General features: G+C 70.6%; 32 protein-coding genes. 17 read left to right on the top strand and 15 right to left on the bottom strand.

Annotated features, from left to right (window positions below):
• Positions 1-103 precede the first annotated feature (103 nt).
• The 4 genes from HII36_RS15285 to HII36_RS15270 all read right to left on the bottom strand — a co-directional run bounded on the left by HII36_RS15285 (position 104) and on the right by HII36_RS15270 (position 1,918).
• Positions 104-376: a GlsB/YeaQ/YmgE family stress response membrane protein gene (locus tag HII36_RS15285; protein ID WP_173523834.1), complete on the bottom strand. Its 273-nt coding sequence runs from the start codon at positions 374-376 to the stop codon at positions 104-106.
• Positions 377-478: 102 nt separating this feature from the next.
• Positions 479-769: a GlsB/YeaQ/YmgE family stress response membrane protein gene (locus HII36_RS15280; RefSeq protein ID WP_173523833.1), complete on the bottom strand. Its 291-nt coding sequence runs from the start codon at positions 767-769 to the stop codon at positions 479-481.
• A gap of 181 nt (positions 770-950) precedes the next feature.
• Positions 951-1,418: a 2-C-methyl-D-erythritol 2,4-cyclodiphosphate synthase gene (gene ispF, locus HII36_RS15275; RefSeq protein ID WP_173523832.1), complete on the bottom strand. Its 468-nt coding sequence runs from the start codon at positions 1,416-1,418 to the stop codon at positions 951-953.
• Between the two features lie 17 nt (positions 1,419-1,435).
• On the bottom strand, positions 1,436-1,918 hold the full coding sequence (locus tag HII36_RS15270) for a CarD family transcriptional regulator (protein WP_020544658.1): 483 nt from the start codon (positions 1,916-1,918) through the stop codon (positions 1,436-1,438).
• 274 nt (positions 1,919-2,192) lie between these two features.
• Here HII36_RS15270 and HII36_RS15265 point away from each other — a divergent pair, with 274 nt between their 5' ends.
• The gene (locus tag HII36_RS15265) at positions 2,193-2,777 is read left to right on the top strand and encodes a copper chaperone PCu(A)C (RefSeq protein WP_328807720.1); all 585 of its coding nucleotides are present in this window, start codon (positions 2,193-2,195) and stop codon (positions 2,775-2,777) included.
• A 67-nt stretch (positions 2,778-2,844) separates the two neighbouring features.
• Here the strand turns inward: HII36_RS15265 and HII36_RS15260 are convergent, their stop codons facing one another.
• On the bottom strand, positions 2,845-3,537 hold the full coding sequence (locus HII36_RS15260) for a response regulator transcription factor (RefSeq protein ID WP_173523831.1): 693 nt from the start codon (positions 3,535-3,537) through the stop codon (positions 2,845-2,847).
• On the bottom strand, positions 3,534-4,706 hold the full coding sequence (locus HII36_RS15255; RefSeq protein WP_173523837.1) for a sensor histidine kinase: 1,173 nt from the start codon (positions 4,704-4,706) through the stop codon (positions 3,534-3,536). The genes HII36_RS15260 and HII36_RS15255 overlap by 4 nt, the downstream gene beginning before the upstream one ends.
• 132 nt (positions 4,707-4,838) lie before the next feature.
• Here HII36_RS15255 and phoU point away from each other — a divergent pair, with 132 nt between their 5' ends.
• The 3 genes from phoU (at position 4,839) to HII36_RS15240 (ending at position 6,679) form a co-directional block, all read left to right on the top strand.
• A complete protein-coding gene (gene phoU, locus HII36_RS15250; protein WP_173523830.1) occupies positions 4,839-5,483 on the top strand; it encodes a phosphate signaling complex protein PhoU in 645 nt (214 codons plus the stop codon).
• An 81-nt stretch (positions 5,484-5,564) separates the two neighbouring features.
• A complete protein-coding gene (locus HII36_RS15245; protein WP_173523829.1) occupies positions 5,565-6,224 on the top strand; it encodes a maleylpyruvate isomerase family mycothiol-dependent enzyme in 660 nt (219 codons plus the stop codon).
• A 116-nt stretch (positions 6,225-6,340) separates the two neighbouring features.
• The gene (locus HII36_RS15240; protein WP_173523828.1) at positions 6,341-6,679 is read left to right on the top strand and encodes a DUF1648 domain-containing protein; all 339 of its coding nucleotides are present in this window, start codon (positions 6,341-6,343) and stop codon (positions 6,677-6,679) included.
• 22 nt (positions 6,680-6,701) lie between these two features.
• Here the strand turns inward: HII36_RS15240 and HII36_RS15235 are convergent, their stop codons facing one another.
• A complete protein-coding gene (locus HII36_RS15235; RefSeq protein ID WP_173523827.1) occupies positions 6,702-7,445 on the bottom strand; it encodes a phosphoglyceromutase in 744 nt (247 codons plus the stop codon).
• A 10-nt stretch (positions 7,446-7,455) separates the two neighbouring features.
• A complete protein-coding gene (locus HII36_RS15230) occupies positions 7,456-8,250 on the bottom strand; it encodes an SAM-dependent methyltransferase (RefSeq protein ID WP_173523826.1) in 795 nt (264 codons plus the stop codon).
• A 34-nt stretch (positions 8,251-8,284) separates the two neighbouring features.
• Between HII36_RS15230 and HII36_RS15225 the strand changes: the two genes are divergently transcribed.
• Positions 8,285-9,592: an MFS transporter gene (locus HII36_RS15225; RefSeq protein ID WP_173523825.1), complete on the top strand. Its 1,308-nt coding sequence runs from the start codon at positions 8,285-8,287 to the stop codon at positions 9,590-9,592.
• Positions 9,593-9,635: 43 nt separating this feature from the next.
• Here the strand turns inward: HII36_RS15225 and HII36_RS15220 are convergent, their stop codons facing one another.
• Both HII36_RS15220 and mshA read right to left on the bottom strand, forming a co-directional pair.
• A complete protein-coding gene (locus tag HII36_RS15220; protein WP_173523824.1) occupies positions 9,636-10,121 on the bottom strand; it encodes a type III secretion system chaperone family protein in 486 nt (161 codons plus the stop codon).
• 10 nt (positions 10,122-10,131) lie between these two features.
• On the bottom strand, positions 10,132-11,409 hold the full coding sequence (gene mshA / locus HII36_RS15215) for a D-inositol-3-phosphate glycosyltransferase (RefSeq protein WP_328807719.1): 1,278 nt from the start codon (positions 11,407-11,409) through the stop codon (positions 10,132-10,134).
• Positions 11,410-11,502: 93 nt separating this feature from the next.
• Between mshA and HII36_RS15210 the strand changes: the two genes are divergently transcribed.
• Genes HII36_RS15210 through HII36_RS15200 form a run of 3 tightly spaced genes read left to right on the top strand, consistent with a single transcriptional unit; the run spans position 11,503 to position 14,371 of the window.
• Positions 11,503-12,246 (top strand): SDR family NAD(P)-dependent oxidoreductase, encoded by a 744-nt coding sequence (locus tag HII36_RS15210; RefSeq protein ID WP_173523823.1) that lies wholly within the window; start codon positions 11,503-11,505, stop codon positions 12,244-12,246.
• A complete protein-coding gene (locus HII36_RS15205) occupies positions 12,239-13,024 on the top strand; it encodes a class I SAM-dependent methyltransferase (RefSeq protein ID WP_173523822.1) in 786 nt (261 codons plus the stop codon). The genes HII36_RS15210 and HII36_RS15205 overlap by 8 nt, the downstream gene beginning before the upstream one ends.
• A 24-nt stretch (positions 13,025-13,048) precedes the next feature.
• Positions 13,049-14,371, top strand: a complete 1,323-nt coding sequence (locus HII36_RS15200) for a hypothetical protein (RefSeq protein ID WP_173523821.1) — start codon at positions 13,049-13,051, stop codon at positions 14,369-14,371.
• Here HII36_RS15200 and HII36_RS15195 read toward each other — a convergent pair.
• Complete coding sequence (locus tag HII36_RS15195) at positions 14,368-14,871, bottom strand: O-acetyl-ADP-ribose deacetylase (RefSeq protein ID WP_173523820.1); 504 nt, start codon at positions 14,869-14,871, stop codon at positions 14,368-14,370. The genes HII36_RS15200 and HII36_RS15195 overlap by 4 nt on opposite strands.
• Before the next feature lie 54 nt (positions 14,872-14,925).
• Here HII36_RS15195 and HII36_RS15190 point away from each other — a divergent pair, with 54 nt between their 5' ends.
• From HII36_RS15190 to HII36_RS15170, 5 genes are all read left to right on the top strand, one after another.
• Positions 14,926-15,279: a BlaI/MecI/CopY family transcriptional regulator gene (locus tag HII36_RS15190; protein WP_173523819.1), complete on the top strand. Its 354-nt coding sequence runs from the start codon at positions 14,926-14,928 to the stop codon at positions 15,277-15,279.
• Positions 15,279-16,184: a M56 family metallopeptidase gene (locus HII36_RS15185; protein ID WP_173523818.1), complete on the top strand. Its 906-nt coding sequence runs from the start codon at positions 15,279-15,281 to the stop codon at positions 16,182-16,184. Before HII36_RS15190 ends, HII36_RS15185 begins: the two co-directional genes overlap by 1 nt.
• 60 nt (positions 16,185-16,244) lie before the next feature.
• On the top strand, positions 16,245-16,739 hold the full coding sequence (locus HII36_RS15180; protein ID WP_173523817.1) for a helix-turn-helix domain-containing protein: 495 nt from the start codon (positions 16,245-16,247) through the stop codon (positions 16,737-16,739).
• A gap of 3 nt (positions 16,740-16,742) precedes the next feature.
• On the top strand, positions 16,743-17,159 hold the full coding sequence (locus tag HII36_RS15175) for a hypothetical protein (RefSeq protein ID WP_173523816.1): 417 nt from the start codon (positions 16,743-16,745) through the stop codon (positions 17,157-17,159).
• A 130-nt stretch (positions 17,160-17,289) separates the two neighbouring features.
• Entirely contained in the window at positions 17,290-17,607 is a 318-nt protein-coding gene (locus tag HII36_RS15170; RefSeq protein WP_236003517.1) for a DUF2516 family protein, read from the top strand.
• Here the strand turns inward: HII36_RS15170 and HII36_RS15165 are convergent.
• A complete protein-coding gene (locus HII36_RS15165) occupies positions 17,592-18,197 on the bottom strand; it encodes an SGNH/GDSL hydrolase family protein (protein WP_173523814.1) in 606 nt (201 codons plus the stop codon). The genes HII36_RS15170 and HII36_RS15165 overlap by 16 nt on opposite strands.
• 115 nt (positions 18,198-18,312) lie before the next feature.
• On the opposite strand from HII36_RS15165, the gene HII36_RS15160 reads away from it, so the two are divergent.
• Positions 18,313-19,047 carry an alanyl-tRNA editing protein gene (locus HII36_RS15160; RefSeq protein ID WP_173523813.1) on the top strand — a complete coding sequence of 245 codons (735 nt, stop codon included), beginning with the start codon at positions 18,313-18,315 and terminating at the stop codon, positions 19,045-19,047.
• On the opposite strand, the gene HII36_RS15155 is transcribed toward HII36_RS15160, so the two are convergent.
• Positions 19,044-19,682, bottom strand: a complete 639-nt coding sequence (locus HII36_RS15155; protein WP_173523812.1) for a class I SAM-dependent DNA methyltransferase — start codon at positions 19,680-19,682, stop codon at positions 19,044-19,046. The two genes, HII36_RS15160 and HII36_RS15155, sit on opposite strands and share 4 nt — an antisense overlap.
• A 34-nt stretch (positions 19,683-19,716) precedes the next feature.
• Between HII36_RS15155 and HII36_RS15150 the strand changes: the two genes are divergently transcribed.
• The gene (locus HII36_RS15150) at positions 19,717-20,283 is read left to right on the top strand and encodes a putative glycolipid-binding domain-containing protein (RefSeq protein ID WP_173523811.1); all 567 of its coding nucleotides are present in this window, start codon (positions 19,717-19,719) and stop codon (positions 20,281-20,283) included.
• Here HII36_RS15150 and HII36_RS58645 read toward each other — a convergent pair.
• Positions 20,280-21,218 carry a TetR/AcrR family transcriptional regulator C-terminal domain-containing protein gene (locus HII36_RS58645; RefSeq protein WP_173523810.1) on the bottom strand — a complete coding sequence of 313 codons (939 nt, stop codon included), beginning with the start codon at positions 21,216-21,218 and terminating at the stop codon, positions 20,280-20,282. The two genes, HII36_RS15150 and HII36_RS58645, sit on opposite strands and share 4 nt — an antisense overlap.
• A 117-nt stretch (positions 21,219-21,335) precedes the next feature.
• Between HII36_RS58645 and HII36_RS15140 the strand changes: the two genes are divergently transcribed.
• Together HII36_RS15140 and HII36_RS15135 are read left to right on the top strand one after the other, a co-directional pair.
• Positions 21,336-22,427, top strand: a complete 1,092-nt coding sequence (locus HII36_RS15140; RefSeq protein ID WP_173523809.1) for an FAD-dependent monooxygenase — start codon at positions 21,336-21,338, stop codon at positions 22,425-22,427.
• A 32-nt stretch (positions 22,428-22,459) separates the two neighbouring features.
• Positions 22,460-24,067, top strand: coding sequence for a DUF2207 domain-containing protein (locus tag HII36_RS15135; RefSeq protein ID WP_173523808.1), 1,608 nt, complete (start codon positions 22,460-22,462; stop codon positions 24,065-24,067).
• A 4-nt stretch (positions 24,068-24,071) separates the two neighbouring features.
• Here the strand turns inward: HII36_RS15135 and HII36_RS15130 are convergent, their stop codons facing one another.
• On the bottom strand, positions 24,072-24,539 hold the full coding sequence (locus tag HII36_RS15130; RefSeq protein ID WP_173523807.1) for a cupin domain-containing protein: 468 nt from the start codon (positions 24,537-24,539) through the stop codon (positions 24,072-24,074).
• Between the last annotated feature and the right edge of the window lie 14 nt (positions 24,540-24,553).

Here is a 24,553-nt window from a genome sequence, read left to right as displayed (position 1 = left end):
CCCTCGGGCAGGCTGCGCAGCTCCCCCCGCCGCCCCACCCCTGAGGACTGACAAACGGCACAAGAAAAGGGCCCGCCCCGGGGGCGGGCCCTTTTCGCGCCGGTCAGACCGTAGGGCCGCGGCGGCGCAGCCCCGCCACGAGCCCGACCCCGACGATGGCCAGGACCACCTGCATCACCAGCTCGATCCAGTCGATGCCAGGCGTGGTCTCCACGCCGAGAACCTGCGCCAGCAGCGTGCCCAGCAGGGCGGCCACGATGCCGACGACGATGGTGAGGATCCACCCGATGGCCTGCCTGCCGGGAAGCAGCAGGCGACCGATTGCGCCAACGACGGCGCCAATCACGATGGCGCCAAGGATGGATTGGATTGTCATGTGACGAAACCTCCCCGTGAGGGTGAGCCGTTCACTCTCACGGGTTGGTCGCTACCCGATCTCCGGCGATTATGCGCCGCTATGACGTACGGGCAGGTCAGGTCAGGTCTGTGCGCGTCCAGTACGTCCGCCGGTGCGACCTCCGCCCATCCTGGTGACCAGAAGCACTCCCGCCACGGCAAGCGCGAGCTGGAGAATGTGCTCGATCCAGTCGATGCCCCTCGTATCGGCCCACCCGAAGGCATGGGCGATCAACGTGCCGATCAGGGCGGCCACGATGCCGACGATCAACGTCAGGCCGATGGACATGTTCTGCCTGCCGGGCACCAGCAGCCTGGCCAGCGCACCGACGATGGCGCCGATGACTACTGCGGAAACAATCGCGCCGATCATGTGTAGCTCCCCCCGAGACGTTCACATGTCTTGGGAGCCACCTACCCGGCATATCGGGAACCTACCCACATGGAAGACGGCGGTCCGTACCGCGCCAGTGACGAACCGCCGCCTCCATCTTGGCGGGCTAGGCGACGACCCGCCGGGACACCCTCAACCGCATCCCTGCAGAGAAGACGCCCTACTGGCGTGAAAGGTTCACCACGAGCGCGGTCGCGACGGCCGCGACGCCTTCGCCGCGCCCGGTCAGGCCGAGCCCGTCGGTGGTGGTGGCGCTGAGGCTCACCGGCGCGCCCAGCGCGGCGCCGAGCGCCTTCTCGGCCTCCGCGCGCCGTGGAGCCAGCTTCGGCCGGTTGCCGATGATCTGGATCGCCACGTTGCCGATCTCGAAGCCCGCCGCGCGCACCTGACGCGCGGTCTCCTCCAGCAGGGCGACGCCGGACGCGCCGGCCCAGCGTGGGTCGGCGGTGCCGAACAGGCCGCCCAGGTCGCCGAGACCGGCCGCCGACAACAACGCGTCACAGGCGGCGTGTGCCGCGGCGTCGCCGTCGGAGTGACCGTCGAGCCCGGTCTCGCCCGGCCAGTGCAGGCCGGCCAGGTTGAGCTCGCGACCGGAACGAAACGGGTGGACGTCGACTCCGACGCCCACCCGTGGAAGATTCGTGTTCAGGAGTTCAGAACCTCGTCGAGCAGGGCCTCGGCCTTGTCCTCATTGGTCTTCTCGGCGAGGGCGAGCTCGCTCACCAGGATCTGACGCGCCTTGGCGAGCATGCGCTTCTCGCCCGCGGACAGACCGCGCTCACGGTCCCTCCGCCATAGGTCCCGAACGACCTCGGCGACCTTGTTCACGTCACCGGACGCGAGCTTCTCCAGATTGGCCTTGTAGCGCCGCGACCAGTTGGTCGGCTCTTCCGTGTGCGGCATCCGAAGGACGTCGAAAACCCGCTCAAGGCCTTCCTGGCCGACAACATCGCGCACACCGACGAGTTCTGCGTTTTCAGCTGGCACCTGGACGGTAAGGTCGCCCTTGTCGACCTTGAGCACCAGGTAGGTCTTTTCCTCACCCTTGATGGATCGCGTCGTGATTGCTTCGATCCGAGCAGCCCCATGGTGGGGGTAGACGACAGTGTCGCCGACCTGGAAAGTCATGTGACAAGTACCCCTTCCGCTGTACTCCAGGGTACCACGCATCCACAGCCTCCCGGAACAGTGAAATCCTCATAACTGCAGGTCAAGGCCGCATATTGGGGCTTGACAAGCGTTCCACTCTATGAATCGCATTTCCGGACATGGCTAATGACCTGCGGGGGTGTGGATATGACCATGGAATCGGGTGGATATGGTGAGGCTGCTCATCACGCATGCGTGCGACATGCGCGAGAGCCCCCCATCACGCATGCGCTAGACCAAGGAGAACCCGCCCGTGACCAGCCGTCGCTGGATTGTCGCAGCCGCCGCGTTCATGGCAGCCCCCGTTCTGGCGGGGTGCGCGGCCGGATTCGACGCCAACACGAACAAGCCGTACGCCCCGAACGAGGCTGTAGCGCTCATTGAGAAGGGCAGTTACGGCAGCGAGCGCGGCATTCACATCCCGCAGGCGTTCATCCTGGGGCCCGACTCCGGCGCCCAGCTCGCCTACCGCGGCTCCGCCCCGATCTACCTGAACATGCTCAACGCCGCGAACACCGCCGACACCCTCCAGGCGGTCTCGGTGGGCGACCTCGGCACGGTCAAGCTCAAGGCGCCGATCCAGCTCCCGAGCAACCAGCTGGTGAACTCCGGCAAGCCCGAGCCGCAGATCATGATCGAGGGGCTCTCCAAGGGCCTCAGGGGCGGCGAGACGTTCCGGGTGGACCTCCAGTTCGCCAACGCCGGCGTCGTGTCCGTGAACGTCCCTGTGATCACGCGTAGCCGCGAATTCCTCGACTACCCGGCCGCCCCCGGCGCCACCGCCGCGCCCACGCCGACCCCCTCGGCCGAGCACGCGGAAGAGGAAGGCGCGCACTGACGCCCTGCCCCCCGACATGCTGAAACCCTTGTTCCGGTACGTGATCCGCACCGGAACAAGGGTTTTCTCATTCGTCCACGGCGTCGAACTTGTAGCCCAGCCCGCGCACGGTCAGGATGCAGCGCGGGTTGGACGGGTCGGACTCGATCTTCGCGCGCAGCCGCTTGACGTGCACGTCGAGCGTCTTGGTGTCGCCCACGTAGTCGGCGCCCCAGACCCGGTCGATGAGCTGGCCGCGGGTGAGCACCCGCCCCGCGTTGCGCAGCAGCACCTCGAGCAGCTCGAACTCCTTCAGCGGCAGCTGCACCTGTTCGCCGCGCACGGCCACGACGTGCCTGTCGACGTCCATGCGCACCGGGCCGACCGCGAGCACGGCCGACTCCAGCTCCTCCACCACGTCGCCCTGCCTGCGCAGGACCGCGCGGATGCGGGCCACCAGCTCCCGCGAGGAGAACGGCTTGGTCACGTAGTCGTCGGCGCCCAGCTCCAGGCCCACGACCTTGTCGATCTCACTGTCCTTGGCGGTCAGCATGATGACCGGCACCTTGGAGCGCTGCCGCAGCGAGCGGCACACCTCCGTACCGGGCAGGCCGGGCAACATCAGGTCGAGCAGCACCAGATCCGCACCGTTGCGGTCGAAGGTCTCAAGCGCCTCGGGGCCGGTCGCGGCGACCGACACCTCGAAGCCCTCCTTGCGCAGCATGTACGACAGGGCGTCGGAAAAGGACTCCTCGTCCTCTACGACCAGAACTCGCGTCATTTGGCGGCCTCCAGGGGAATCGAGGGTGGTACTGCCACCGCCGTGCCGCCGAAGGCGGGCAGGCGGAGCGTGAACGTGGAGCCGGAGCCTTCCTTGCTCCAGACGGACACCTCGCCCGCGTGCGCGGCGGCGACGTGCTTGACGATGGCGAGGCCGAGGCCGGTGCCGCCGGTCGCGCGGGACCTGGCCGCGTCGACGCGGAAGAAGCGTTCGAAGATGCGCTCCAGCGCCTCTTCGGGGATGCCGATGCCCTGGTCGCTGACGCTGATCTCGACCGAGTCCCCGGCCGGCCTGACGCTGACGACCACCCTGGTGTGCTCGGGGCTGTAGGCGACGGCGTTGTCGATGAGGTTGCGCAGGGCGGTGACGAGCAGCTCGTCGTCGCCCCAGACGCGCAGCCCCTCGGTGCCGCCGGGGACCAGCGTGATGTCCTTGGCGATGGCCTTGGTGTTGCAGTGGTCGATGGCATCGTGGATGGACTCGTCGATCGAGACCTGGCCCGGGGTGGGGATGGGCTCGGCGCCCTGGATCCTGCTCAGCGTGATCAGGTCCTGGACCAGGTAGGTGAGCCGGGCCGCCTCGTGCTGCATGCGCCCGGCGAAGCGGGTGACGGCCTCGGGGTCGTCGGCCGCGTCCTGGATGGTCTCGGCCAGCAGGCTCAGCGCGCCGACCGGGGTCTTCAGCTCGTGGCTGACGTTGGCGACGAAGTCGCGGCGCACGGCTTCGACCCGGCGCCGCTCGGTCTGGTCCTCGGCGAGCACCAGCACCTGACCGTAGGAGCCCAGCGGGGCGACCCGGACGGCGAAGTTCGTGGTCTCCTGGCCGAACTTGTGCCCGGCCACGTCGATCTCGCTCTCGCGGATCTCGCCGTCTCGGCGTACCTGCCTGGCCAGCGCGAGCAGTTCGGCGGCCATCAGCCTGTCGCCCTTGACCAGCCCGAACGCCCGCGCGGCCGAGCTGGCCCTGAGCACCCGGTCGTGGGCGTCGAGCACCACGGCGGACGAGGGCAGCACGGCCAGTACGGAGGCCACCCCCTGAGGCAGCGCGCCGCCCGTCTCGGGTCCTTCGGCCGGATCGGTCCTCTTGGGCGCCTCGATCTGGTTGCGATAGAAGAGGACCGCCAGGGCGCCGACGACGAACCCGGCGAGGGCCGCGAAGCTCATGGCCATCTCACTCATGTCTTCGATGGTAGGTGCCCGGTTCTCGCCGACAGACCTCTCACCTGCGGATGAACGCCTCTTTCCTGGAAAGTTCATCTCGGTGTAGGGGTTCGTTCATCAAGCGGCACGTACGGTGACGGCATGCGTGACGCGTACCACGAAGAACTTGATTCCCTCACCGACAAGCTGGTCGAGATGACCAGGCTGGTCCGCTCGGCCATCTCCCGTGCGACCACGGCCCTGCTGGACGCCGATCTGCCGCTGGCGGAGAGCGTCATCTCCCGTGACCAGGAGGTGAACGCCACGTTCGAAGAGATCGAGACGTCCATCTTCGAGCTGATGGCCAGGCAGCAACCGGTGGCCGTCGACCTGCGGATGGTCATCACGGCGTTGCGCATGGGCACCGACCTGGAGCGCATGGGCGACCTGGCCGTCCACGTGGCCAAGGTGGCCCGGCTGCGCCACCCCGACTCGGCCATTCCGCCGGAGATGCGCGCGGCCATCCTCGAAATGGGGCAGATCGCCGAGAGCCTGGTCACCAAGGCCGGCGGCTGCGTGGCGTCCAGGGACGTGGAGTCGGCCCTGGAGCTGGAGCAGGACGACGACGCCATGGACCGGCTGCACCGGCGGCTGTTCAAGAGCATCCTGGCCAAGGACTGGCAGCACGGCGTGGAGCCGGCCATCGACATCACCCTGATCGGCCGTTACTACGAGCGGTACGCCGACCACGCCGTGCGCGTGGCCAGGGATGTCGTGTACCTGGTGACCGGTACCCGGCCGAGCTGATTCAGCCGATTTCGTGATCGGCGATGAGTTTGTTCTGGTTTGCGAGTCTCTCCTGTCGTGAATGAGCGGGAAGGGCGCGAGATGACCAGGACAGAGCACAGGGCCGGCCGCCGGGCGGGCGACGTGTGGCCGTTGATCCACGCCGAGCGGGCGGCCCTGGCCGCCGATCTGGCCGGGCTGGACGACGGGCGGTGGGCGACGCCGTCCCTGTGCGCCGGGCTGAGCGTGCGTGAGGTGCTGGCGCACGTCGCCTCGGGGGCGGGGCTGCGTCCGCTGCGCTGGCTGGCCGGGGTGATCCGCTGCCGGTTCGACTTCGACAAGCAGGTGGCCATGCGGCTGGCCGAGCAACTGGGCGATTCCGGGGCCGAGACGCTCGAAAGGTTCGAGCGGGTGATCACCAGCACCACCTCGACGCTGCTGCCCGCCGTGGCGATGCTGGGCGAGGTGGTCGTGCACGGCGAGGACATCAGGCGCCCGCTCGGCCTGCGCCGCGCGCACCCGGTGACCACGCTCACGCCGCTGGCCCGCTACTACGCCGGGCCCAACATCCTGGTGCCGGGCAAGGAGCGGATCGCGGGCCTGCGGGTGGCGGCGGCGGACGGGCCGTTCGCGGCCGGTTCCGGGCCGCTGGTGACGGGCTCCACGCTGGCGCTGGTCATGGTGATGGCCGGGCGCCCGGCGTATCTGGACGAGCTCGACGGCGACGGCGTGGACACGCTGCGTGCCCGCCTGGTTTCCTGACGCGATCTCCGGCGAATCTGGCACCTGCCCGGAGCCTTTGCTTTACTCCGGACAAAGGACCGTTTTCCGTACGAATCGGCCAGGTGCAAAGGATGCCCATGCCAGAGAGACGGCGAATGAACCTGCGTCCGGGGCTGCTCGGCAGCCTCGTCGCCCTAGTCACCACCTCGGCGGTCACCGTCTGGGGATGGGTGCGGATCCCGCCGGAAACGCGGTTTCCCGTGCACCTGTCGGGTGATGCGGACCGGTTCGGCGCCAAGCCGGAGGCGCTGCTCACGCTGCCGCTGGTGATGCTGGGACTGTGCGCGATCTTCGCCGTGATGCCGCTGCTGGCTCACCACCGGCACCAGCCGCGCCTGTACAACGGCGCCTGGATCGGCGTGCTGGCCATCTTGACCGTGCTGCACGCCGTCAACGTGTTCAACGCCGTGACGGGACCCGCCGCCAGCGCGTGAGCGCCGGCGGCGGGCGCCGGAGTCAGCGGCCCTGGTTGGCGACGGCCTCGATGGCCGCCTTCGCGGCCTCGGGGTCGAGGTATTCGCCGCCCTTGCGCACCGGGCGGAAGTCCGCGTCGAGGTCGTAGCGCAGCGGGATGCCGGTCGGGATGTTCAGGCCGGCGATCTCGTCGTCGCCGATGCCGTCGAGGTGCTTGACCAGCGCGCGCAGCGAGTTGCCGTGCGCGGCGACAAGCACCGTGCGCCCGGCCGCCAGGTCGGGGACGACCTCGTCGTACCAGTACGGCAGCATCCGGTCGACCACGTCCTTCAGGCACTCCGTGCGCGGCTGCAGCTCCGGCGGCAGCAGCGCGTAGCGGGCGTCGCCCGCCTGGGAGTACTCGTCGCCGTCGGCGATGGGCGGCGGCGGCACGTCGTACGAGCGGCGCCACAACATGAACTGCTCGTCGCCGAACTCCTCGCGCGTCTGGGCCTTGTTCTTGCCCTGCAGCGCGCCGTAGTGCCGCTCGTTGAGCCGCCACGACCGCTTGACCGGCAGCCAGAGCAGGTCGGCCGCGCCGAGCGCGAGCTGAGCCGTCTGGATGGCCCTGGTGAGCAGGCTGGTGTGCACGACGTCGGGACGCACCCCGGCCTCCACCAGGAGTTTGCCGCCCCGGCGAGCCTCATCCTCGCCCTTGGCCGACAGGCTCACGTCCACCCAGCCGGTGAACAGGCCCTTCGCGTTCCAATCACTCTCGCCGTGCCGTAGCAGCACCAAAGTCGCCATGCGGCCAATCTTATGGTTTGCGGGCCACCCCACAGAGGAAGTAGGGGGGCGCATCGGGGAACGGGATGAGTTCCGGCAGCTCAGGACGCCATTCCGGGAGGTTGACCACCCCGGGGGGCACGACGTCGAGCGCGTCGAAGAACGACATGATCTCGTCGGAGCGGCGGCCGACGAACCCCGCCGACGCGCCCTGGTAGATCCGCTCGACGCCGGGCGCGGCCTCGGGCTTGATGTCGATGCAGACGTGCGAGAGCACCAGCCAGCTGCCCGGCGCCAGCGGTTCGAGCAGCTCGGCGATGATCGGGCGCGGGTCTTCCTCGATGAAGTGCACGATGGCCAGCAGCAGCACGGCGACCGGCCGGCTGAGGTCGAGGTGCCCGCCGACCTCGGGATGCCGGAGGATCTCGGCCGGGCGGCGCAGGTCGCCCTCGATGATGCGGACGTTGGTGCTGTTGGTGAGCAGCGCCCTGGCGTGGGTGAGCACCTGCGGGTCGTTGTCGACGTAGACGGTCCTGGCGTCGGGCGCCACCGACTCCACCACCTGGTGCACGTTCTCCTGGGTCGGCAGCCCGGTGCCGATGTCCAGGAACTGGCGCACGCCGCTCTCGGCCAGGAACCGCACTGCCCGTCCGAGGAAGGCCCGGTTCTCCCTGGCGCCGACCGGTATTTCAGGAACGATCGTCAGGACACGTTCGGCTGCGGCCCGGTCGGCGGGAAAATTGTCCTTCCCGCCTAAAAAATAGTCATACATCCGCGCCACATTTGGGATATTCGGATCAAAGTTCCCAGACTCCGTCACAGCCATTGATCTTACGATATTTCCTGATAATGATCTCGACATGGCCGCAACTCGTCTGCTCGGAGTCGGGCTCGCCCCGGGTTACACCAGGACCAACCTGCTCGCCTGCTGGCTCGTCTGCCTGACGGCCACCATGGGGATCACGTTCCTGCCGACGGCCCTGCCGTTCGTCCTGTCGGACGTGCTCGGCATCCCCGAGGCACAACGCGGGTTGGTCACCGGGCTGCTCACCGTGACACACGAGCTGACCATGATCGCCAGCCTGGCCTGGTACGGCGCGCTGGCCGACAGGTTCGGCCGGCGGCCGATCGTGCTGGCCGGGTTCGTGCTGTGCGGGCTGGGTGTCGCGGTGATCCCGTTCGCGGGCAGCACGGAGGTGCTGGTCGTGCTGCGGGTGCTGTTCTCGCTGGGCGCCGCGGCGCTGGGCGGCATGTTCGCCACACTCGCCGTCGACTACGTCCAGGACCGCTCGCGCGGCAAGTCGTACGGCATGCTCGGCGTGTTCGGCGGCCTCGGCGGGCTCGCCGCGGTGTTCGGGCTGGCCAGGCTGCCCGACGCGTTCGAACGGACGGGCATGACGCCGGTGGCCGCGGCCCGCTGGTCGTTCCTGGTGGTGGCGGCCGGGCTGATCGTCATCGGCTGGGCGATGTGGGCGGCGCTGTCGCCGCTGAAGACGGTGGCGCACGTGCCCCTGTCCAGGCTCGTCCGCGAGGGCGTGGCGCTGGCCCGGGATCCCGGCGTTGCGCTGTCGTACGCGGCCGCGCTGGTGGCCAGGGCGGACCTGGCGGTGGTCTCGAGCTTCCTGTCGCTGTGGATCATCAACGCGGCCAAGGACGCCGGCATGACCGGTCCGCAGGCCCTGGCCAGGGCTGGGATGATCGTCGGGATCGCGCACACGGTGGCGTTGCTGGCCGCGCCGCTGTTCGGCTGGCTGGGCGACAGGATCGCGCGGCAGAACCTGGTCATCGGCTGTCAGGTGGTGGCCGCGCTGGCGTACCTGTCGACGTTGCTGATCGCCGATCCGCTCGGTCCTGGCATGTACCTCGTCGCGGTGTTCGCCGGGCTCGGCGAGATCGCCGGGATCACCACGGCCGGGCCGCTGCTGGCCCAGCAGGTGCCCGCGGCCAGGCGCGGCTCGGCGTTCGGCGTGCAGGCGCTGTGCGGCGCGCTCGGCATCCTGATCGTGTCGGCGGTCGGCGGGCTGCTGTTCGACTCCTGGCGGCCGGCCGCGCCGTTCGTGGTCTCGGCCGGGCTGGGGTTGTGCGTGGTGGCGTTCGGGCTCGCGGTCAGGAAGCGGGTGCGTCCGCACCCGGAGGCCGACCTCACCCCGGTCGCCCAGCTCGCGTGATCGGGTCAGGCGATCTGGGCGGCGAAGCGGGCGAACCGGCCGGTCAGCCGACCTGGCCGGGGTCGGCGAAGCGGGCGAACGCCTGCAGGTTGGCCAGCGACTCGCCGCGCTTGGCCCGCCACTCCCACTCGCGCCTGATCGAGGAGGCGAAGCCCAGTTCGAGCGCGCGGTCGAACCAGTCGTCGGAGTAGGTGAGCACGCAGCCGAGCAGCCGGTCGATCTCCTCCTCCGACACGGCCGCGAGCGGGATCCGGCCGACGAGGTAGACGTCGCCGACCGGGTCGAGCGAGAAGTGCACCCCGTACATGCCGCCGTTCTTGCCCAGCAGCCAGCGGTAGAACTCGGCGTGGTTCTCGTCCGGCTGGCGGCAGAAGAAGGCTTCGAGGTGCAGCACCCGCTCGCCGACGATCAACCAGGTCATGGTGGCGAGCTTGTGCTGTCCGGGGAGCTTGACCAGGAACGCTCCCGGCCGCGGCTCGTCGTAGGAGACGTCCGCGGCCTTGAGCGCGGCTTCGACGACTTCGCGCATGCCGTACAGCCTAGAAGTTCACCGCGACGGGCACCTTGTGCAGGTTTGCCACGGCGGCGGCGTAGACGTCCAGGAGCCGCGCCGAGGTGGCCTGCCAGCCGAAGGCGGCGGCGTGCGCGCGGGCGCCGGCCGACAGCAGCGCGCGGCGGCGCGGCTCGGCGATGAGCCCGGCCAGCGCCTGCGCCCACAGGTGCGGGTCGTGCCCGTCCACGAGCAGGCCGGAGACGCCGTCGCGCACCGCGGTGCGCAGCCCGCCGACCGCGGCGGCCACCACCGGGGTGCCGCACGCCTGCGACTCCAGCGCGACCAGCCCGAACGACTCGCTGTACGACGGCACCACGGTCACGTCCGCGGCCCGGTACCAGTCGGCCAGCTCCTCCTGCGGGGCCGGCGGCACGAGCCTGACCACGTCGGAGATGCCCAGTTCCGTGGCCAGCTCGGTGAGCAGGGACGGCCGGGCGAGACCGTTGCCCGAAGGCCCGCCCACGCAGGCCACGACCAGCCGCCCGCGCAGCGACGGATCGTCGATGAGCATCCTGGCGGCGGCCCGCAGCAGCACGTCTGGCGCCTTGAGCGGCTGGATCCTGCCGACGAACAGCAGCACGTGCGCGTCCTGCGGCAGCCCGAGCCGGTGCCGGGAGGCGCCGCGTGAAGCGGGCTGGAAGACGGTGAGGTTGACACCAGGGTTCACCACGGCCACCCGCGACTCGGGCGCACCATAGAGCTCGATCAGCTCGCGCGCCTCGTCGGCGGTGTTGGCCACCAGCCGGTCGGCGACGCCGACCACCTGCTCCTCGCCGACCACCCTGGCCGGCGGCTCCGGCTTGTCGCCGCTGGCCAGCAGCAGGTTCTTCACCTTGGCCATGGTGTGCATGGTGTGCACCAGCGGCACGCCCCAGCGTTCCTTGGCCAGCCAGCCGACCTGGCCGGACAGCCAGTAGTGCGAGTGGATGACGGCGTAGCGGCCCGGATCGTACATGGCCTCGGTACGCAGGACCTCGGACAGGAACGCGCACAGCTGCCCGGGCAGGTCGGCCCGGTCCATCTCCTCGTACGGCCCGGCCGTCAGGTGGCGCACCAGGACGCCCGGGGCGAGTTCGGCCACGGGCGGCAGGTCGCGGGCGGTGGCCCGGGTGAAGATCTCCACCTCCACGCCGGCCTGAGCGAGCCGTTTGGCGGACTCCACGATGTACACGTTCATCCCGCCGGCGTCGCCCGTCCCGGGCTGGTCCAGCGGTGACGTGTGCATGCTGATCGTCGCGACCCGGTCGACCCGTCGTCGCCTCACCCGACATCACCTCCAAGCGGAATACAACTATCCAAATTTTTCCGACATTCCCGGCAGGTGGGCGCAGTGGGGGGTGCTGGCAGGATGTGGGGCATGCGGAAAACAGCTGTGGTGACCGGTGCCAGCAGCGGAATCGGCGCGGCGACGGCCCGCCGGCTGGCGGCCGAAGGTTTTGCGGTGGTGGCCTGCGCGAGGCGTCGCGAACGGCTCGACAAGCTCGCCGCCGAGGTCCCCTCGATCACGCCCGTGACGCTCGACGTGACCTCCCAGGAGTCCGTCGACGCGCTCGCGGCCTCGCTCGACCGGGTGGACGTGCTGGTGAACAACGCCGGCGGCGCGCTCGGCCTGGAATCGGTCGCCGAGGCCAGGCTCGACGACTGGCAGGCCATGTTCGACTCGAACGTGCTCGGCTCCCTGCGCATGACGCAGGCCCTGGTGCCCAAGCTGGTCGAGTCGGGTGACGGCGTGCTGGTGATGCTCACCTCGACGGCGGCGTTCGTGTCGTACGAGGGCGGTGGCGGCTATTGCGCGGCCAAGCACGCCCAGTCGGCGATGACCGAGACGTTGCGGCTGGAGCTGGTCGGTCAGCCGGTGCGCATCGTCGAGATCGCGCCGGGCATGGTGAAGAGCGAGGGCTTCGCGGTCACCCGCTTCCGCGGGGACGAGGCCGCCGCGGCCCGCGTCTACGAGGGGGTGCCCGATCCGCTGTCCGCCGACGACGTGGCCGACGCGATCGCCTGGTGCGTGACCAGGCCCGCGCACGTGAACGTCGACCGCCTGGTGATCCGCCCCCGCGCCCAGGCCGCCCAGCACAAGGTCCACCGCGTCGGTGGCTAAACCCGTCGGGACCGTCACCCGCGGCACGACCGGGCACAACCGGCTGCGCCGCTGCGACCGGTGGATCACCGGCGTGCACGCGGGGCTGCTGCGCGGCCGTCCGCTGGTGGTGGACCTGGGCTACGGGGCCTCGCACACGACCACGCTGGAGCTGTTCACCCGGCTGCGCCGGGTCGGCCCCGGCGTGGAGGTGGTCGGCATCGAGATCGACCCGGCCAGGGTGGCGCTGGCCAAGCCGTACGAGCGCGAGGGCCTGAGCTTCGCGCTCGGCGGCTTCGAGCTGCCCGTCGCGCGCCCGCCGGCGCTGATCCGCGCCTTCAACGTGCTGCGCCAGTACGGCGAGTCCGAGGCCTGGCACTACTGGGACGTGCTGCGCGGCAAGCTGGCCCCCGGCGGGCTGCTGGTCGAGGGCACCTGCTCGGAGACCGGTCACCGGGCGGTCTGGGTCGGCATCACCCGTGAGGGGCCGCGGACGCTGACGTTCTCGGCCCGTTTCGACGCGTTCGAGCGGCCTTCCGACCTGGCCGACCGGCTGCCGAAGACACTCATCCACCGGAACGTGCCCGGTGAGCGGATTCACGCGTTCCTGCGCGACTTCGACCATGCCTGGGCGATCAGTGCCCCTTACGGCGCGCACGGGCTGCGTCAGCGCTGGCTGGCCGCGGTGTCGGCGTTGAGCGGGTCGTGGCCGATCCCGCGGCACCCGCCCTACGGCGGCCTGGCCCGCTGGCGGCTCGGCGAGCTGACCCTCCCCTGGTCCGCGGTGGCCCCCGGCTGACGATCTCTGTAAGAATGCCGCGCCATGACCTCGATCGGCGGCCGGCCGGGTTCGCGCCGGGTGGTGGCCGCACTGGCCTGCCTGCTGGCCATCACGTCCTGCGCGAACGCCTCACCCTCGAAGGCGAAGCCGACACGTGGTCTCGCCTCGCCCACGAAGGCCGCACCGCCACTCGCGCAGAGCACGCCGGCGACGGCCTCGCCCTCCGCCGTCCCGAAGACCAAGCCGAAGATCAAGCCGCTGCCGAAGATCACGCCGGCGCTCGGCTGGCGGCGCGCCGAGCGGACGGGACGGCTGACCGCGACCTCGCTGGTGGACGTCGCGGCGACGGGCGCGGGCACGGCCTGGGCCGCCGGCTACCACACCGACGCCGAGGACGAGCCCGCGAACGCCGTGCTCCTGCGCGTGGACGGAAGCCGCTGGCGCGTGGCCGACCAGGTGAGCAAGCGCCTGCCGGACGCGACGGACTCCTTCATCACCGGCATCGACGCCGACGGGCCCGCCCACGCCTGGGCCGTGGGCAACGGTCATGCCGGCCTGGGCACGCTGCCCTTCGCCATGCGCTGGGACGGCCGTGACTGGCACATGTCCAGGCCGCTCGGCCCTGGCGAGGACCAGAGATTGGACGACGTCGCGGTGGACGGCCGCCGCGCCGCGCTGGTCGGCAACCGCGGCCGGTGGGCCGACGACCCCGGTCTCCACTCTCCCTTCCTCCTGACCTGGAACGGCCGCCGATTCTCCGAACAGACCTTCGGCCGGGGCGAGGTGTTCACGGCCGTGGCCACGGGCCGAGACCACACCTGGATCGCCGGAGGGCGGACGAGCGGCGGATGCGCGGACTCGCGCCCGGCCGTCTGGCACGCCTCCGCCCCCGGCGCCGCGCCGGCGCCCGCCTCCCTGCCCGACGTCGGCACCGGCATGCTGACCGCGATCTGGCAGAACGGCCCCCGCGACGTCTGGGTCACGGGCACGCGTGGCGGCCCCGGGCTCTGCGACCCGGTCGAAGGCTCGGGCACGCCCCTGATGCTGCACTGGGACGGCACGTCCTGGACGGAGATCGCGCTGCCAGGACGGGTGCAGCGCCTGCATGACATGACCTCGCCGGGCTCCGGCGAGGTGTGGCTGGCCGCGACGGACGATCAGGCGCCGCTCGGCCGGCTGCTGCTCCTGCGCTTCGACGGGCGGCGGTGGGCCGCCGAGTACCTGCGGCTCGGCGGCGCGGCGAGCGCGGGATGGAACGTCTACGCCCTGGCCGCCTCCCCTGGCGGGCTCATCCTGGCCGGCTCGGCGGACTGCTGCGACCAGCAGCGGGCGGTGGTGTTCAGCAGGCCGCTGCCCCGGTTCTAGAGCCGGGACTCGAAGACGTCGTAGGCGGCCCGGTCGAACAGCACGAACCTGAGCTCCGTCACCGACGTCTCGGCCCGGCGCACCGCCTCGAACGCGATGCGCGCCGCGTCGGCCATCGGCCAGCCGTAGACGCCCGTCGAGATCGCCGGGAAGGCCACCGTGCGGGCGCCCAGCGAGTCGGCCACCCGCAGCGACTCGGTGTAGCAGGAGGCCAGCAGGTGGGAGCGGTCGTCGCTGGTGGAGTAGACAGGGCCGACGGTGTGGATCACCCAGGTGGCGGGCAGCTCTCCCGCCGTGGTGGCCACCGCCTGGCCGGTCGGCAGGCCCTTGCCGTAGTGGGAGGCGCGCAGCTGGCGGCACTCCTGCAGGATCCGCGGGCCGCCGCGCCGGTGGATGGCGCCGTCGACCCCGCCGCCGCCCAGGAGCGAAGAGTTGGCGGCGTTCACGATGGCGTCGGCTTGCTGCTCGGTGATGTCTCCCTGGACGAGCGTGATATCCATCTCACCAGGATCCCGGATGTCTGCTCGACAGGTTGTAGAGCTACCCTGAAGGGCGTGAAGGGTCTTGGGGAGCTTGAGCGCAGCATCATGGACATTCTCTGGGCGGAGAACAACGCGCTGACCGCACGCGAGGTCGGCAGGCTCATCGCCGATCGCGATCTGGCCCCGACGACGGTGATGACCGTACTCGACCGCCTCACCCGCAAGGGCTTCCTCCAGCGCACCCGCGACGGGCGCGCCTGGCGGTACGAACCGGCAGAAAGCCGCGACTCCTACGTCGCCGAGCTTATGCTTGAGGCCTTGGATCTGACGGGCGACCGCTCGGCCGCCCTGACCCGCTTCGCCCAGGCCGTGTCGGGCACGGAGGCGGAGATCCTGCGCAGAGCCCTTACGGAGCTGGAGGAATAGTGCTCACGGCAGCGGCGCTGGCCGCGCTCGCCATGGCGTGCGCGATCGGCTCCTGGCGTTTCACCACCGCGAAGTGGACTTCGCGGGCTCCCAGGCTCGCCATCATCCTCTGGCAGTCCCTGGGCGTCTCCTGGGGTCTGGCGACCACCGGCGCCATGCTGGCGTGGGCGGTCGAGCCGTACGGCGTCGGGGTCCTGCACGGGCTCATCGCCTTCGTCGGCGGACGGTCTCCGCTGGAGCCGTACGACGCGCTGCACGTACTGGCCATGATCGCCGGGTTGACGGCGCTGGCCGTGCTGATCGTCGTGCTGCTCACGGCCGGGGTGCAGGCGTTGCGCGCCCGCCGCAGGCATCGGATGCTGCTCTCGCTCATCGCGCACGACGATCCCGGCATGCCCGGGGTGCGGGTGCTCGACCATCCGAGCGCGGCCGCGTACTGCGTGCCCGGGCTGCGTTCGCAGGTGGTGGTCAGCGAGGGCGCGCTCAAGCTGCTGTCGGAGGACGAGCTGAAGGCCGTGCTGGCGCACGAGGCCGCGCACGTGCGCGAGCGCCACGACCTGGTGTTGCTGCCGTTCGCCGCGCTGCGCCGGGCGCTGCCCTGGTCCAAGGTGGTCTGCGACGCGCAGGCGCAGGTGGAGCTGCTGGTCGAGATGGCCGCCGACGACCGGGCCCGCCGCTACTGCTCGCCGCGCAGGCTGGCCACCGCGCTGCTCAGGTTCGGCACGGCCGGGGCCATGCCGACCCCGCACGGCATGCTCGGCGTGCACGCGCACCACGTCATGGCCAGGGTCGACCGCCTCATCAAGCCGGCCCCCGAGCTGGCCAGGAGCGTGCGGTACGGCTTCATCGCCCTGTCTGTGACATTGGTCACCGCCACGCCCTTCCTATGGGTTATCCAGCTCTGATGCTTGCAGCTGTTAACTAACCCGTTTGCAATTGCAAGCACCGCGGGGCAGACTGGCCGCATGGCACTACCCAAGGTCGGTTCGATCGGCGAGTACATCCGCGAGCAGCGGCAGCAGGCGAAGATCTCGCTGCGCCAGCTCGCGGAGGCCGCCGGGGTCTCCAACCCCTACCTGAGCCAGATCGAGCGTGGGCTGCGCAAGCCGAGCGCGGAGATCCTCAATCAGATCGCCAAGGGTCTGCGCATCTCCTCGCAGGCGCTGTACGTGCAGGCGGGCCTCATCGAGGACCGCGAGCCGCCCAGCGACGTGATCAGCGCGATCAGGGCCGACACGAGTCTCACCGAGCGGCAACGCCAGGTGCTGATCGACATCTATGAATCGTTCCGCAAGGAGAAGCGCGCCGAGGACGAGCAGACCTCCCAGAACGCTCACCCCCGGCACGACTCCGGACCGGACGACGAACCGCCATTGCCCGAGGAGTTTCTCGCCGCTCTAGAGCCCTACGCGGCGACCTCACGCAACGGCGACGTCACCCAGGAAACCAAGGAAGGTTAACCCATGACGCTGGCCACCGAGGTCAAGAAGCTCACCGAGTCCAAGCCGTTCTACGCGGTCGCCGGGGTCGGCGACTTCGCCGTGGAGAAGCTGCGCGAGCTGCCGGAGCAGCTGCAGAAGCTGCAGTCCAGGCGCGCGGAGATCGCCAAGGACCTGCCCGCCAAGGCCCGCGAGTACGCCGACAAGGCCGAGGGCTTCGCCAGGGAGTTCCCCGACAAGGCCCGGGTCTACGCCGACCAGCTCGGCCACCGCGCCACCGAGGTCTACGAGGACTTCGCCACCCGCGGTCGCAAGGTCGTGAGCAAGGCCTCCGGCGAGGCCGCGCTCGAGCTCGAAGAGGTCTCCGAGGCCGCCGAGCCGGCCGTGGCCGAGCCCGTCGAGCCGGTCAAGAAGACCCGTACCACCAAGGCCAAGGCCTGACCTCCACGCGGAGAGCCCGTCCCCTCGCGGGGGCGGGCTTTCTCGTCGGTTCACCGCTTGACGGGTTGCACACTAGGCTGGAAGCGTCGTCGTCGCGACGCAGGCGGGAGCGAACATGATCTTTACCGGCTTGGATCTCATCTTCATGATTCTCGCGTTCATCGGCTTCGTGATGTCGGCGTTCGCACTGGTGCACTCGATCCGCACGCCCGCGCAGGCCTTCGCGGTCGCGGGCAAGCAGACCAAGAAGCTGTGGCTGATCATCCTGAGCCTGGCCACGCTGTTCTCCTTCGCCACCGCGGTCGGCTACTTCGGCGCGGGCCTGGGTCAGCTCAACATCTTCGCGATCGCCTCGGTGATCGCCGCGGGCATCTACCTGGCCGACGTGCGCCCGGCCGTCAAGGGCATGGGCGGCGGCAAGAACCAGGGCCCCTACGGCCCCTGGTAGACCCCGCGCAGGGCGCCCGCCAGCCAGGCGCCCAGGCGTTCGTGGCCGGTGAGCGTCGGGTGCACCCCGTCGGGCAGCATCGAGTCGGCTGACCAGCGCCGCTGCAGCGGGTCGAGGAACGGCACGCCCCGGCTGCCGGCCGCCGCCGCCAGCGCGTCGCGCATCCGATAGGCCTTGCCCGGCGGGTCGCCCAGCCAGATCGGGCCGACCATGACGATCCTGGTGCGCGGCCAGCGGGCCTTGATCCGGCCGACCAGCTCGCTCGCCGCCCGGCCCACCCGCGCCGCGCTCCAGCGGTGGTCGTTGTGCCCGCCGGAGAGCACCAGCAGGTCGGGGGCGGGCCGCCAGGACAGCTCCGCCTCGAACGAGCGCAGGAACGTACGCCCTGATCTGCCCTCGTTGAGATAGCCGGTGCCGCCCGCGCCGGCGATGATCGGCTGGCCGCCCAGCAGCCGCGCGGCCTGGGTGGCGTACGTCCGCCAGCGCGGCACCGGGCCCGAACCCACCGTGAAGCTGTCGCCGACGAACATCATCACCGGTGCGGCCGGTTCCCCGGCCGGGGGCGGCGGGGCGGACGGCGGCACGGCCACCGCACTGCTACATCCGGAAATCGCCGCACATATCCCCAATGTCGCGGCGACCGGTGCAATCAGGGACCGATGCATCTGGCCGCGCATTACCACCTCAGGGCTCTAGGCTGCCGACATGACCTTCGATCTCCACGGACGTACGCACCGGCTCGAACTGACCGACCAGGACCTACGTGACTTCGAGGCAGTCGTGCTTGACGCGACGCCGGAGGGGATCGTGCTGAGCAGGTCGGCATTCTATCCAGGCGGCGGCGGTCAGCCCGCGGATCACGGAGTTCTGATCTGGCAGGGGGTGGAGACCCGCATCGCCGGGGTACGCAAAGGCGACGATCTCTACCTGATCCCGGCGGAAGGCGACCCGATTCCGCCCGTCGGCACGGTGGTCGAGGCGGCCGTGGCCGACGCCCGCCGCTCGGCGCTCATGCGCACGCACTCCGGCCTGCACGTGTTGTGCGGCGTGGTGTTCAGGGACTACGGGTGCCTGGTCACCGGCGGCAACATGGAGGAGCTGAGCGCCCGCATGGACTTCAACCTGCCCGAGGTGCCGCCCGGCTTCAAGGAGGCCGTGGAGGACGCCTGCAACGCCGAGATCGAGGCCGACCGGCGGATCGACGTCCGGGTGCTGCCGCGCGAGCAGGCGTTCGCGATCCCGGACATCATCCGCACGGCCACGAACCTGGTGCCGGAGAGCGTCCAGGACGTGCGCATCGTGGACATCGTCGGGCTCGACACGCAGGCGGACGGCGGCACGCACGTCGCCTCGACCAAGCGGATCGGCCGCATCAAGGTGGCCAAGATCGAGAGCAAGGGTCGCGGCTTCCGCCGCCTGCGCATCGCCATCTCCGACTAGCTCGCCTTGCGCGCCAGCAGGTAGGCGCGCGGAACCCGCTCGTCGGCGTCGGGCTCGCGCAGCAGCCGCGCGGTCACCGGCAGCCCCGCCGCGCCCAGCAGCCCGGCCACCCGATCGGGCCGCCGCTGGTGGTAGTCGAGAGCGATCTCGTGGCCGAACGCCTCGGTCCTGCGCAGGTGCTCGTCCTCGCCCACCTGGAACGCCAGCAGCGCGTGCCCGCCCGGCGCCAGCACGCGGTGGAACTCGGCGAACACATGGGGCAGCTCGCCGTCGGGGACGTGGATGATCGAGAACAGCGCCACCAGGCCGCCCAGCGCGTCGTCGGGCACGTCGAGCGCGGTCATCGTGCCCTCCTCGAAGCGCAGGCCCGGGTACGCCTGCCCGGCCAGCGCCACCATGCGCGGCGACAGGTCTACGCCGAAGACGTCCAGGCCGAGCGCGTGCAGCCGGCTCGTCACGTGGCCGTGCCCGCAGCCGACGTCGGCCACCCGGCCCCGGACGAGCCCGGCGAACGCGGTGAGCATCGCCAGGTCCAGCGGCTTGGCCGCCAACTCGTCACGGAAGTGAGCCGCGTAGTCGGCGGCGACGGTGTCGTAGGACGCGCGGGTGGTGGTCAGGAAGTCGGGTTCGGTCATGCCCGTGGAGCCTAATCGCGGGCAGGATTGGAAGATGACCTTCATCATGCCGACGACCGCGGCCTGGCGGCACCTCGACGCGCGACAGGGATTCGAGGTGGCCTACTTCCTGGACGCACCGGACGGCCCGCGCGCCGAAGGGACCACGACGGCCGTCGAGGACGGCCTGACCTGGATCGTCGGCTACACGATCGAGCTGGACGCGTCCTGGGTCACCCGGCGGGCCCGGATCACGTCCAGGTCGGCGGCCGGCGCCAGGGAGACCGTGCTGGAGAACGACGGCGCCGGCCACTGGCGGGTGGACGGCGCGCCCGCCCCCGCCCTGGACGGCTGCCTGGACGTGGACCTGGAGGCGTCCGCGCTGACCAACGGTTTCCCGGTGCACCGGCTCGGCCTGGGCACGGGCGAGCGGGCCGCGGCGCCGGCCGCCTACGTCCGGGCCGCCGACCTCGGGGTGGACCGGCTGGAGCAGGACTACGCCCGGGTGGACGAGCGGCGCTACGACTACGCCGCGCCCGCCTTCGACTTCGCCTGCCGGCTGGTCTTCGACGAGACCGGGTTCGTGGTGGACTACCCGGGGCTCGCCGTCCGGGTGGTCTAGGACGGTTCGATCAGTCGTTCCAGGCCGTCGAGCAGCCGGATCAGGCCGAACTCGAAGAGGTCGTCGAGCAGGCCCAGGTCGAAGTCCGCGCCCAAACCGGCGGACATCCTGGCGAGTTCGGGGTAGCGGTCGGCGTCGGCGAGCAGCTCGAACAGCTCCGCCTGGTCGTCGACCCACTGGTCGCCGGTGACGCCGGTGGTGGCGCGGGCGGCCAGCTCCAGTTCGAGGTTGCCGGCGATGCTCTGCACGTAGCTGTAGGCCAGGATCTGGACGTACATCTTGGTCGGGGAGTCGAGCCGGGTATCGGCCAGCGCCGCCATGAACCACTCCGCGTGCGTGAGCAGGCCGGGCGAGGCCAGGGGCCGGGTGATCTGGACGACGCGGGCCATCCAGGGATGCTCGCGGTAGGCGGCCCACTGCACCCGGGCGGCCACCTCCAGCCTGGCCCGCCAGCCCGGCGGCGGCTCGGCGGGCAGCGGGAACTCCGCGATGACGTGGTCGGCCATCAGCAGGACCAGTTCGTCCTTGCTGCCCACGTGGCGGTAGAGCGACATGGTGGCCACCTCCAGGCGGGCGGCGATGCGGCGCATGGTCAGCTCGGCGAGCCCGGCGGCGTCGGCGATCTCGATGGCGGCGCGGACGATGCGCTCGCGGGTCAGGTCGGACTCCGAGGGGGGCGCCCGGCGGGGGGCGGGCTTCCCGCTGGGCTCGCCGGGCGAGCCGAGCCGGGGTTGCGCCACGACCGTGCCGACGCGCGGCTCGGCGATCACCACGCCTTCCTGGGCCAGCAGGGTCAGCGCCTTGGCGGCGGTGGCCAGGGCGACGCCCCAGTCTCTGGCGATCTGCCTGGTGGAGGGCACCCGCTCGCCCGGGCGCAGCCGGCCGTCGGCGATGCGCCGCTTGATGTCCTCGATGATGCGCGCGTAGGGCTGCACGGTCTCCCGATCTCCTCTGTACTAGTACAGATCCTAACCGAAACTCCTTGTGTATCGCTGTATGTACTACGTACATTCAGGTCTGCGTACAACGTCAACAAGCAAAGGGAGAACACGATGCGCGTCCTCATCTCCGGTGTCGGTGTCGGCGGGCCCGTCCTGGCGTACTGGCTGCGCGAGCGCGGCGCCGACGTCACGGTGGTCGAGCGGGCGCCGGCGGTGCGCCGCGGCGGGCAGGCCATCGACGTCAGGGGCGCCGCGCTGGTGGTGGCCGAGCGCATGGGCCTGCTGGAGCGGATCAGAGCCGCACGGACCCAGATGCTCGGCATGTCCGTGGTCGACGGCGACGGCGCTGAGCTCTTCCGCAGCACCGAGGAGACCGTCAGCGGCGGCCGGCTCGACAGCGACGACGTCGAGCTCATGCGCGACGACCTGATCGGCCTGCTCCTGTCCGCCACCGAAGGCGTGCGTTACCGCTACGCCGACTCGATCGCCGCGCTCACCCAGGACGCCGACGGCGTGGACGTGACGTTCGACAGCGGCGACCGGGCCCGCTACGACTACGTGATCGGCGCGGACGGCCTGCACTCCAACGTCCGCAACCTGGTCTTCGGCCCGGAACGGCAGTTCCTCCGCCACCTCGGCATGTACCTGGCCATCTACAGCGCGCCCAACTTCCTCGGCCTGGACCGCTGGCAGGTCTGGCACCGCGACGGCAGCGCCGGCTACGGCGTCTACACCGCCAGGGACAATACCGAGCTGCGGATCAACGCCGGCTTCGAGTCCGAGCCGATCGACTACGACTACCGCGACCTCGACCAGCAGCGCGGCCTCATCGAGCGGCACTGCTCCGGCCTGCGCTGGGAGACCCCCAAGCTGATGGAGGCCATGTGGCGGGCCGAGGACTTCTACTTCGACGCGATGGCGCAGGTGCACCTGGACCGCTGGTCGCGGGGCCGCGTCGCGCTGGTCGGCGACGCCGGCTACTGCGCCTCGCCGCTGTCGGGGCAGGGCACCAGCCTGGCCATGGTCGGCGCGTACGTGCTGGCCACCGAGCTGGGCGAGGAACCGTCCGGCGCGTTCGAGCGCTACGAGGAGCGCCTGCGCCCGTTCGTGGCGCTGAACCAGGCCCTCGCCACGGAGAACCCCGGCGGTCCCGCCTCGGACGAGAGCGTGCGCCGGGCCGCCGACGGCATCGACCTCACCTGACAGAGCCGGACGAACCGCTACGATTTGCCGCCATGACGGGTTTCAGACTCACGTTGGCCGCGCTGGCTGCCACCGCTCTGACGTTGACCGCCGCCTCCCCCGCCCACGCGGGGGCCGGGTTCACGGACGAGGTGACGATGACCCTCGGCAAGGACGGCACGCTGCACGTGGTCGAGAAGATCACCGGCGCCTCCGGGACGCTGCGGCGCACGTTCATCACCAAGACCCGTTACGACGACGGCAACGACCGCCTGTACCAGATCGCGAACGTCAAGGGCGGCACGTACCAGGACGGGGTGCTGACCGTCACCGGCGGCACCGTCGAGTACGACGTCAAGGGCGCGGTGACGTCGTCGGGCGGCGTGGAGGAGCTGCGCTGGTTCGCGGTCAACGGCTGGAACCAGCCGGTCGCCAAGGCCACGGTCCAGGTGCAGGGCCCCGGCCAGGTGCAGAACCTGTCCTGTTTCGCCGGTGAGCTGACCTCGGCCATCGGCTGCACGTCCGCCTCCATGGACCACTCGGCCACCCAGGCCGACTTCGAGCAGGAGAACATCGCCGCCGGCCACGCGCTGACCGTGGTCGTCGGCTACCCGAAGGGGTCGAGCGCCGGCGTGCCGATCCTGGAGAAGCGGTTCTCGCTGGCGGCCGCGTTCACCGTGAACGCCGTCACCGGCGGCGCGCTGGCCGGGCTGCTGGTGCTGCTGCTCGGCGGCGTCGGCCTGCTGTACTGGACGCGCGGGCGCGACGCGCGCGTCGTCGGCCACGAGAAGGGCGCGATCGACCCGGTGCAGAACGGCCACTTCTCCCCGCCCGACGGGGTGCGTCCCGGCCAGATCGGCACGCTGGTCGACGAGCAGGCCGACGTGATCGACGTGACCGCGACGATCGTGGACCTGGCCGTACGCGGCTACCTGCGCATCGACGAGCAGCCCCGCCAGACCTACGACGCGCCCGACTGGATGCTGGTGCGGATGCCGAACGGCCCGGTCAACTCGCTGCTGCCCTACGAGCGGGCACTCTACGACGCCATCTTCGAGGGCAGGGACGCGGTCCTGCTGTCGCAGTTGTCCGGCTCGTTCGCCAACCATCTGGGCAAGGTACGCGACGCGCTCTACGCGGACGTGGTCAAGCAGGGCTGGTTCGCCCGGCGTCCGGACACCGAGCGCACCAGGTGGACCAGCATCGGCGTGGCACTGATCGTGGTCGGCCTGCTGGCCACCGTGGGGCTGGCCTGGTTCACCACGTACGGGCTGCTCGGCCTGGCCGTGGTCATCGCGGGCGGCGCGCTGGCCGTGGGCGGGCAGTACATGCCGGCCAAGACCGCCAAGGGCGCGGCGGCGCTGGCGCACACGCTGGGCTTCCGCGAGTACCTGTTCTCGGGTGAGCTGGGCGAGGTGCCCGAGCAGCACCGGGTGGAGCTGTTCTCCCGCTACCTGCCGTACGCGGTGATCTTCGACGGCGTGGAGCACTGGTCGCGGGTGGTCGCCTCGGTCACCGGGAACGGCGGCCAGTCGGACAACCTGTACTGGTACCACGGGCCCGCCGAGTGGGACCTGTCCAAGTTCGCCGGCTCGATGCGCACGTTCACCACGACCACCTCGGGCGCGATCTCGGCCACCCGCCAGTTCCGCACGCTGTGACCGGTCAGTACGAGGTGGTGCGGTAGCGGGCGCGGAACTCGGCGAGCAGCTCGTCGGTGACCTCGGCGCCCGCCGACACGGCCGCGTGCACGTTGCGGAAGTAGCCCTCGTAGCCCGAAGGCGTGTACAGGCACAGGGCGCGGGCGGTGGCCGTGCCCGCGTTCCTGAACCCGTGCGGGGTGCCGCGCGGCGCCGACAGCAGGTGGCCGGCGCCCACCGTGACCTCGCCGTCGCCGTCGTGCAGGGTCAGCTCGCCGTCGAGCACGTAGAAGTATTCGTCGTGCCCGTGGTGCACGTGCGGCCGCGCGCCGATCACGCCGCCCTCCAGCGTGAACTCCTCGAACGCGAACCGGCCCTGCGTGTGCTCGCCGGTCAGGCGGAAGAAGTGCCGCACCCCGGCGACGTCGATCAGCTCGCCGTCGGACGGCAGGCGGAGCAGCGGGCGCGGTTCGGGGGACTCGTGCGCGGTCATGGCCGATCATTGTG

The sequence above is a fragment of the Nonomuraea antri genome, assembly GCF_013283785.1.
Taxonomy (GTDB): Bacteria; Actinomycetota; Actinomycetes; order Streptosporangiales; family Streptosporangiaceae; genus Nonomuraea; species Nonomuraea antri.
This window is presented reverse-complemented; position numbering and strand designations above follow the sequence as displayed.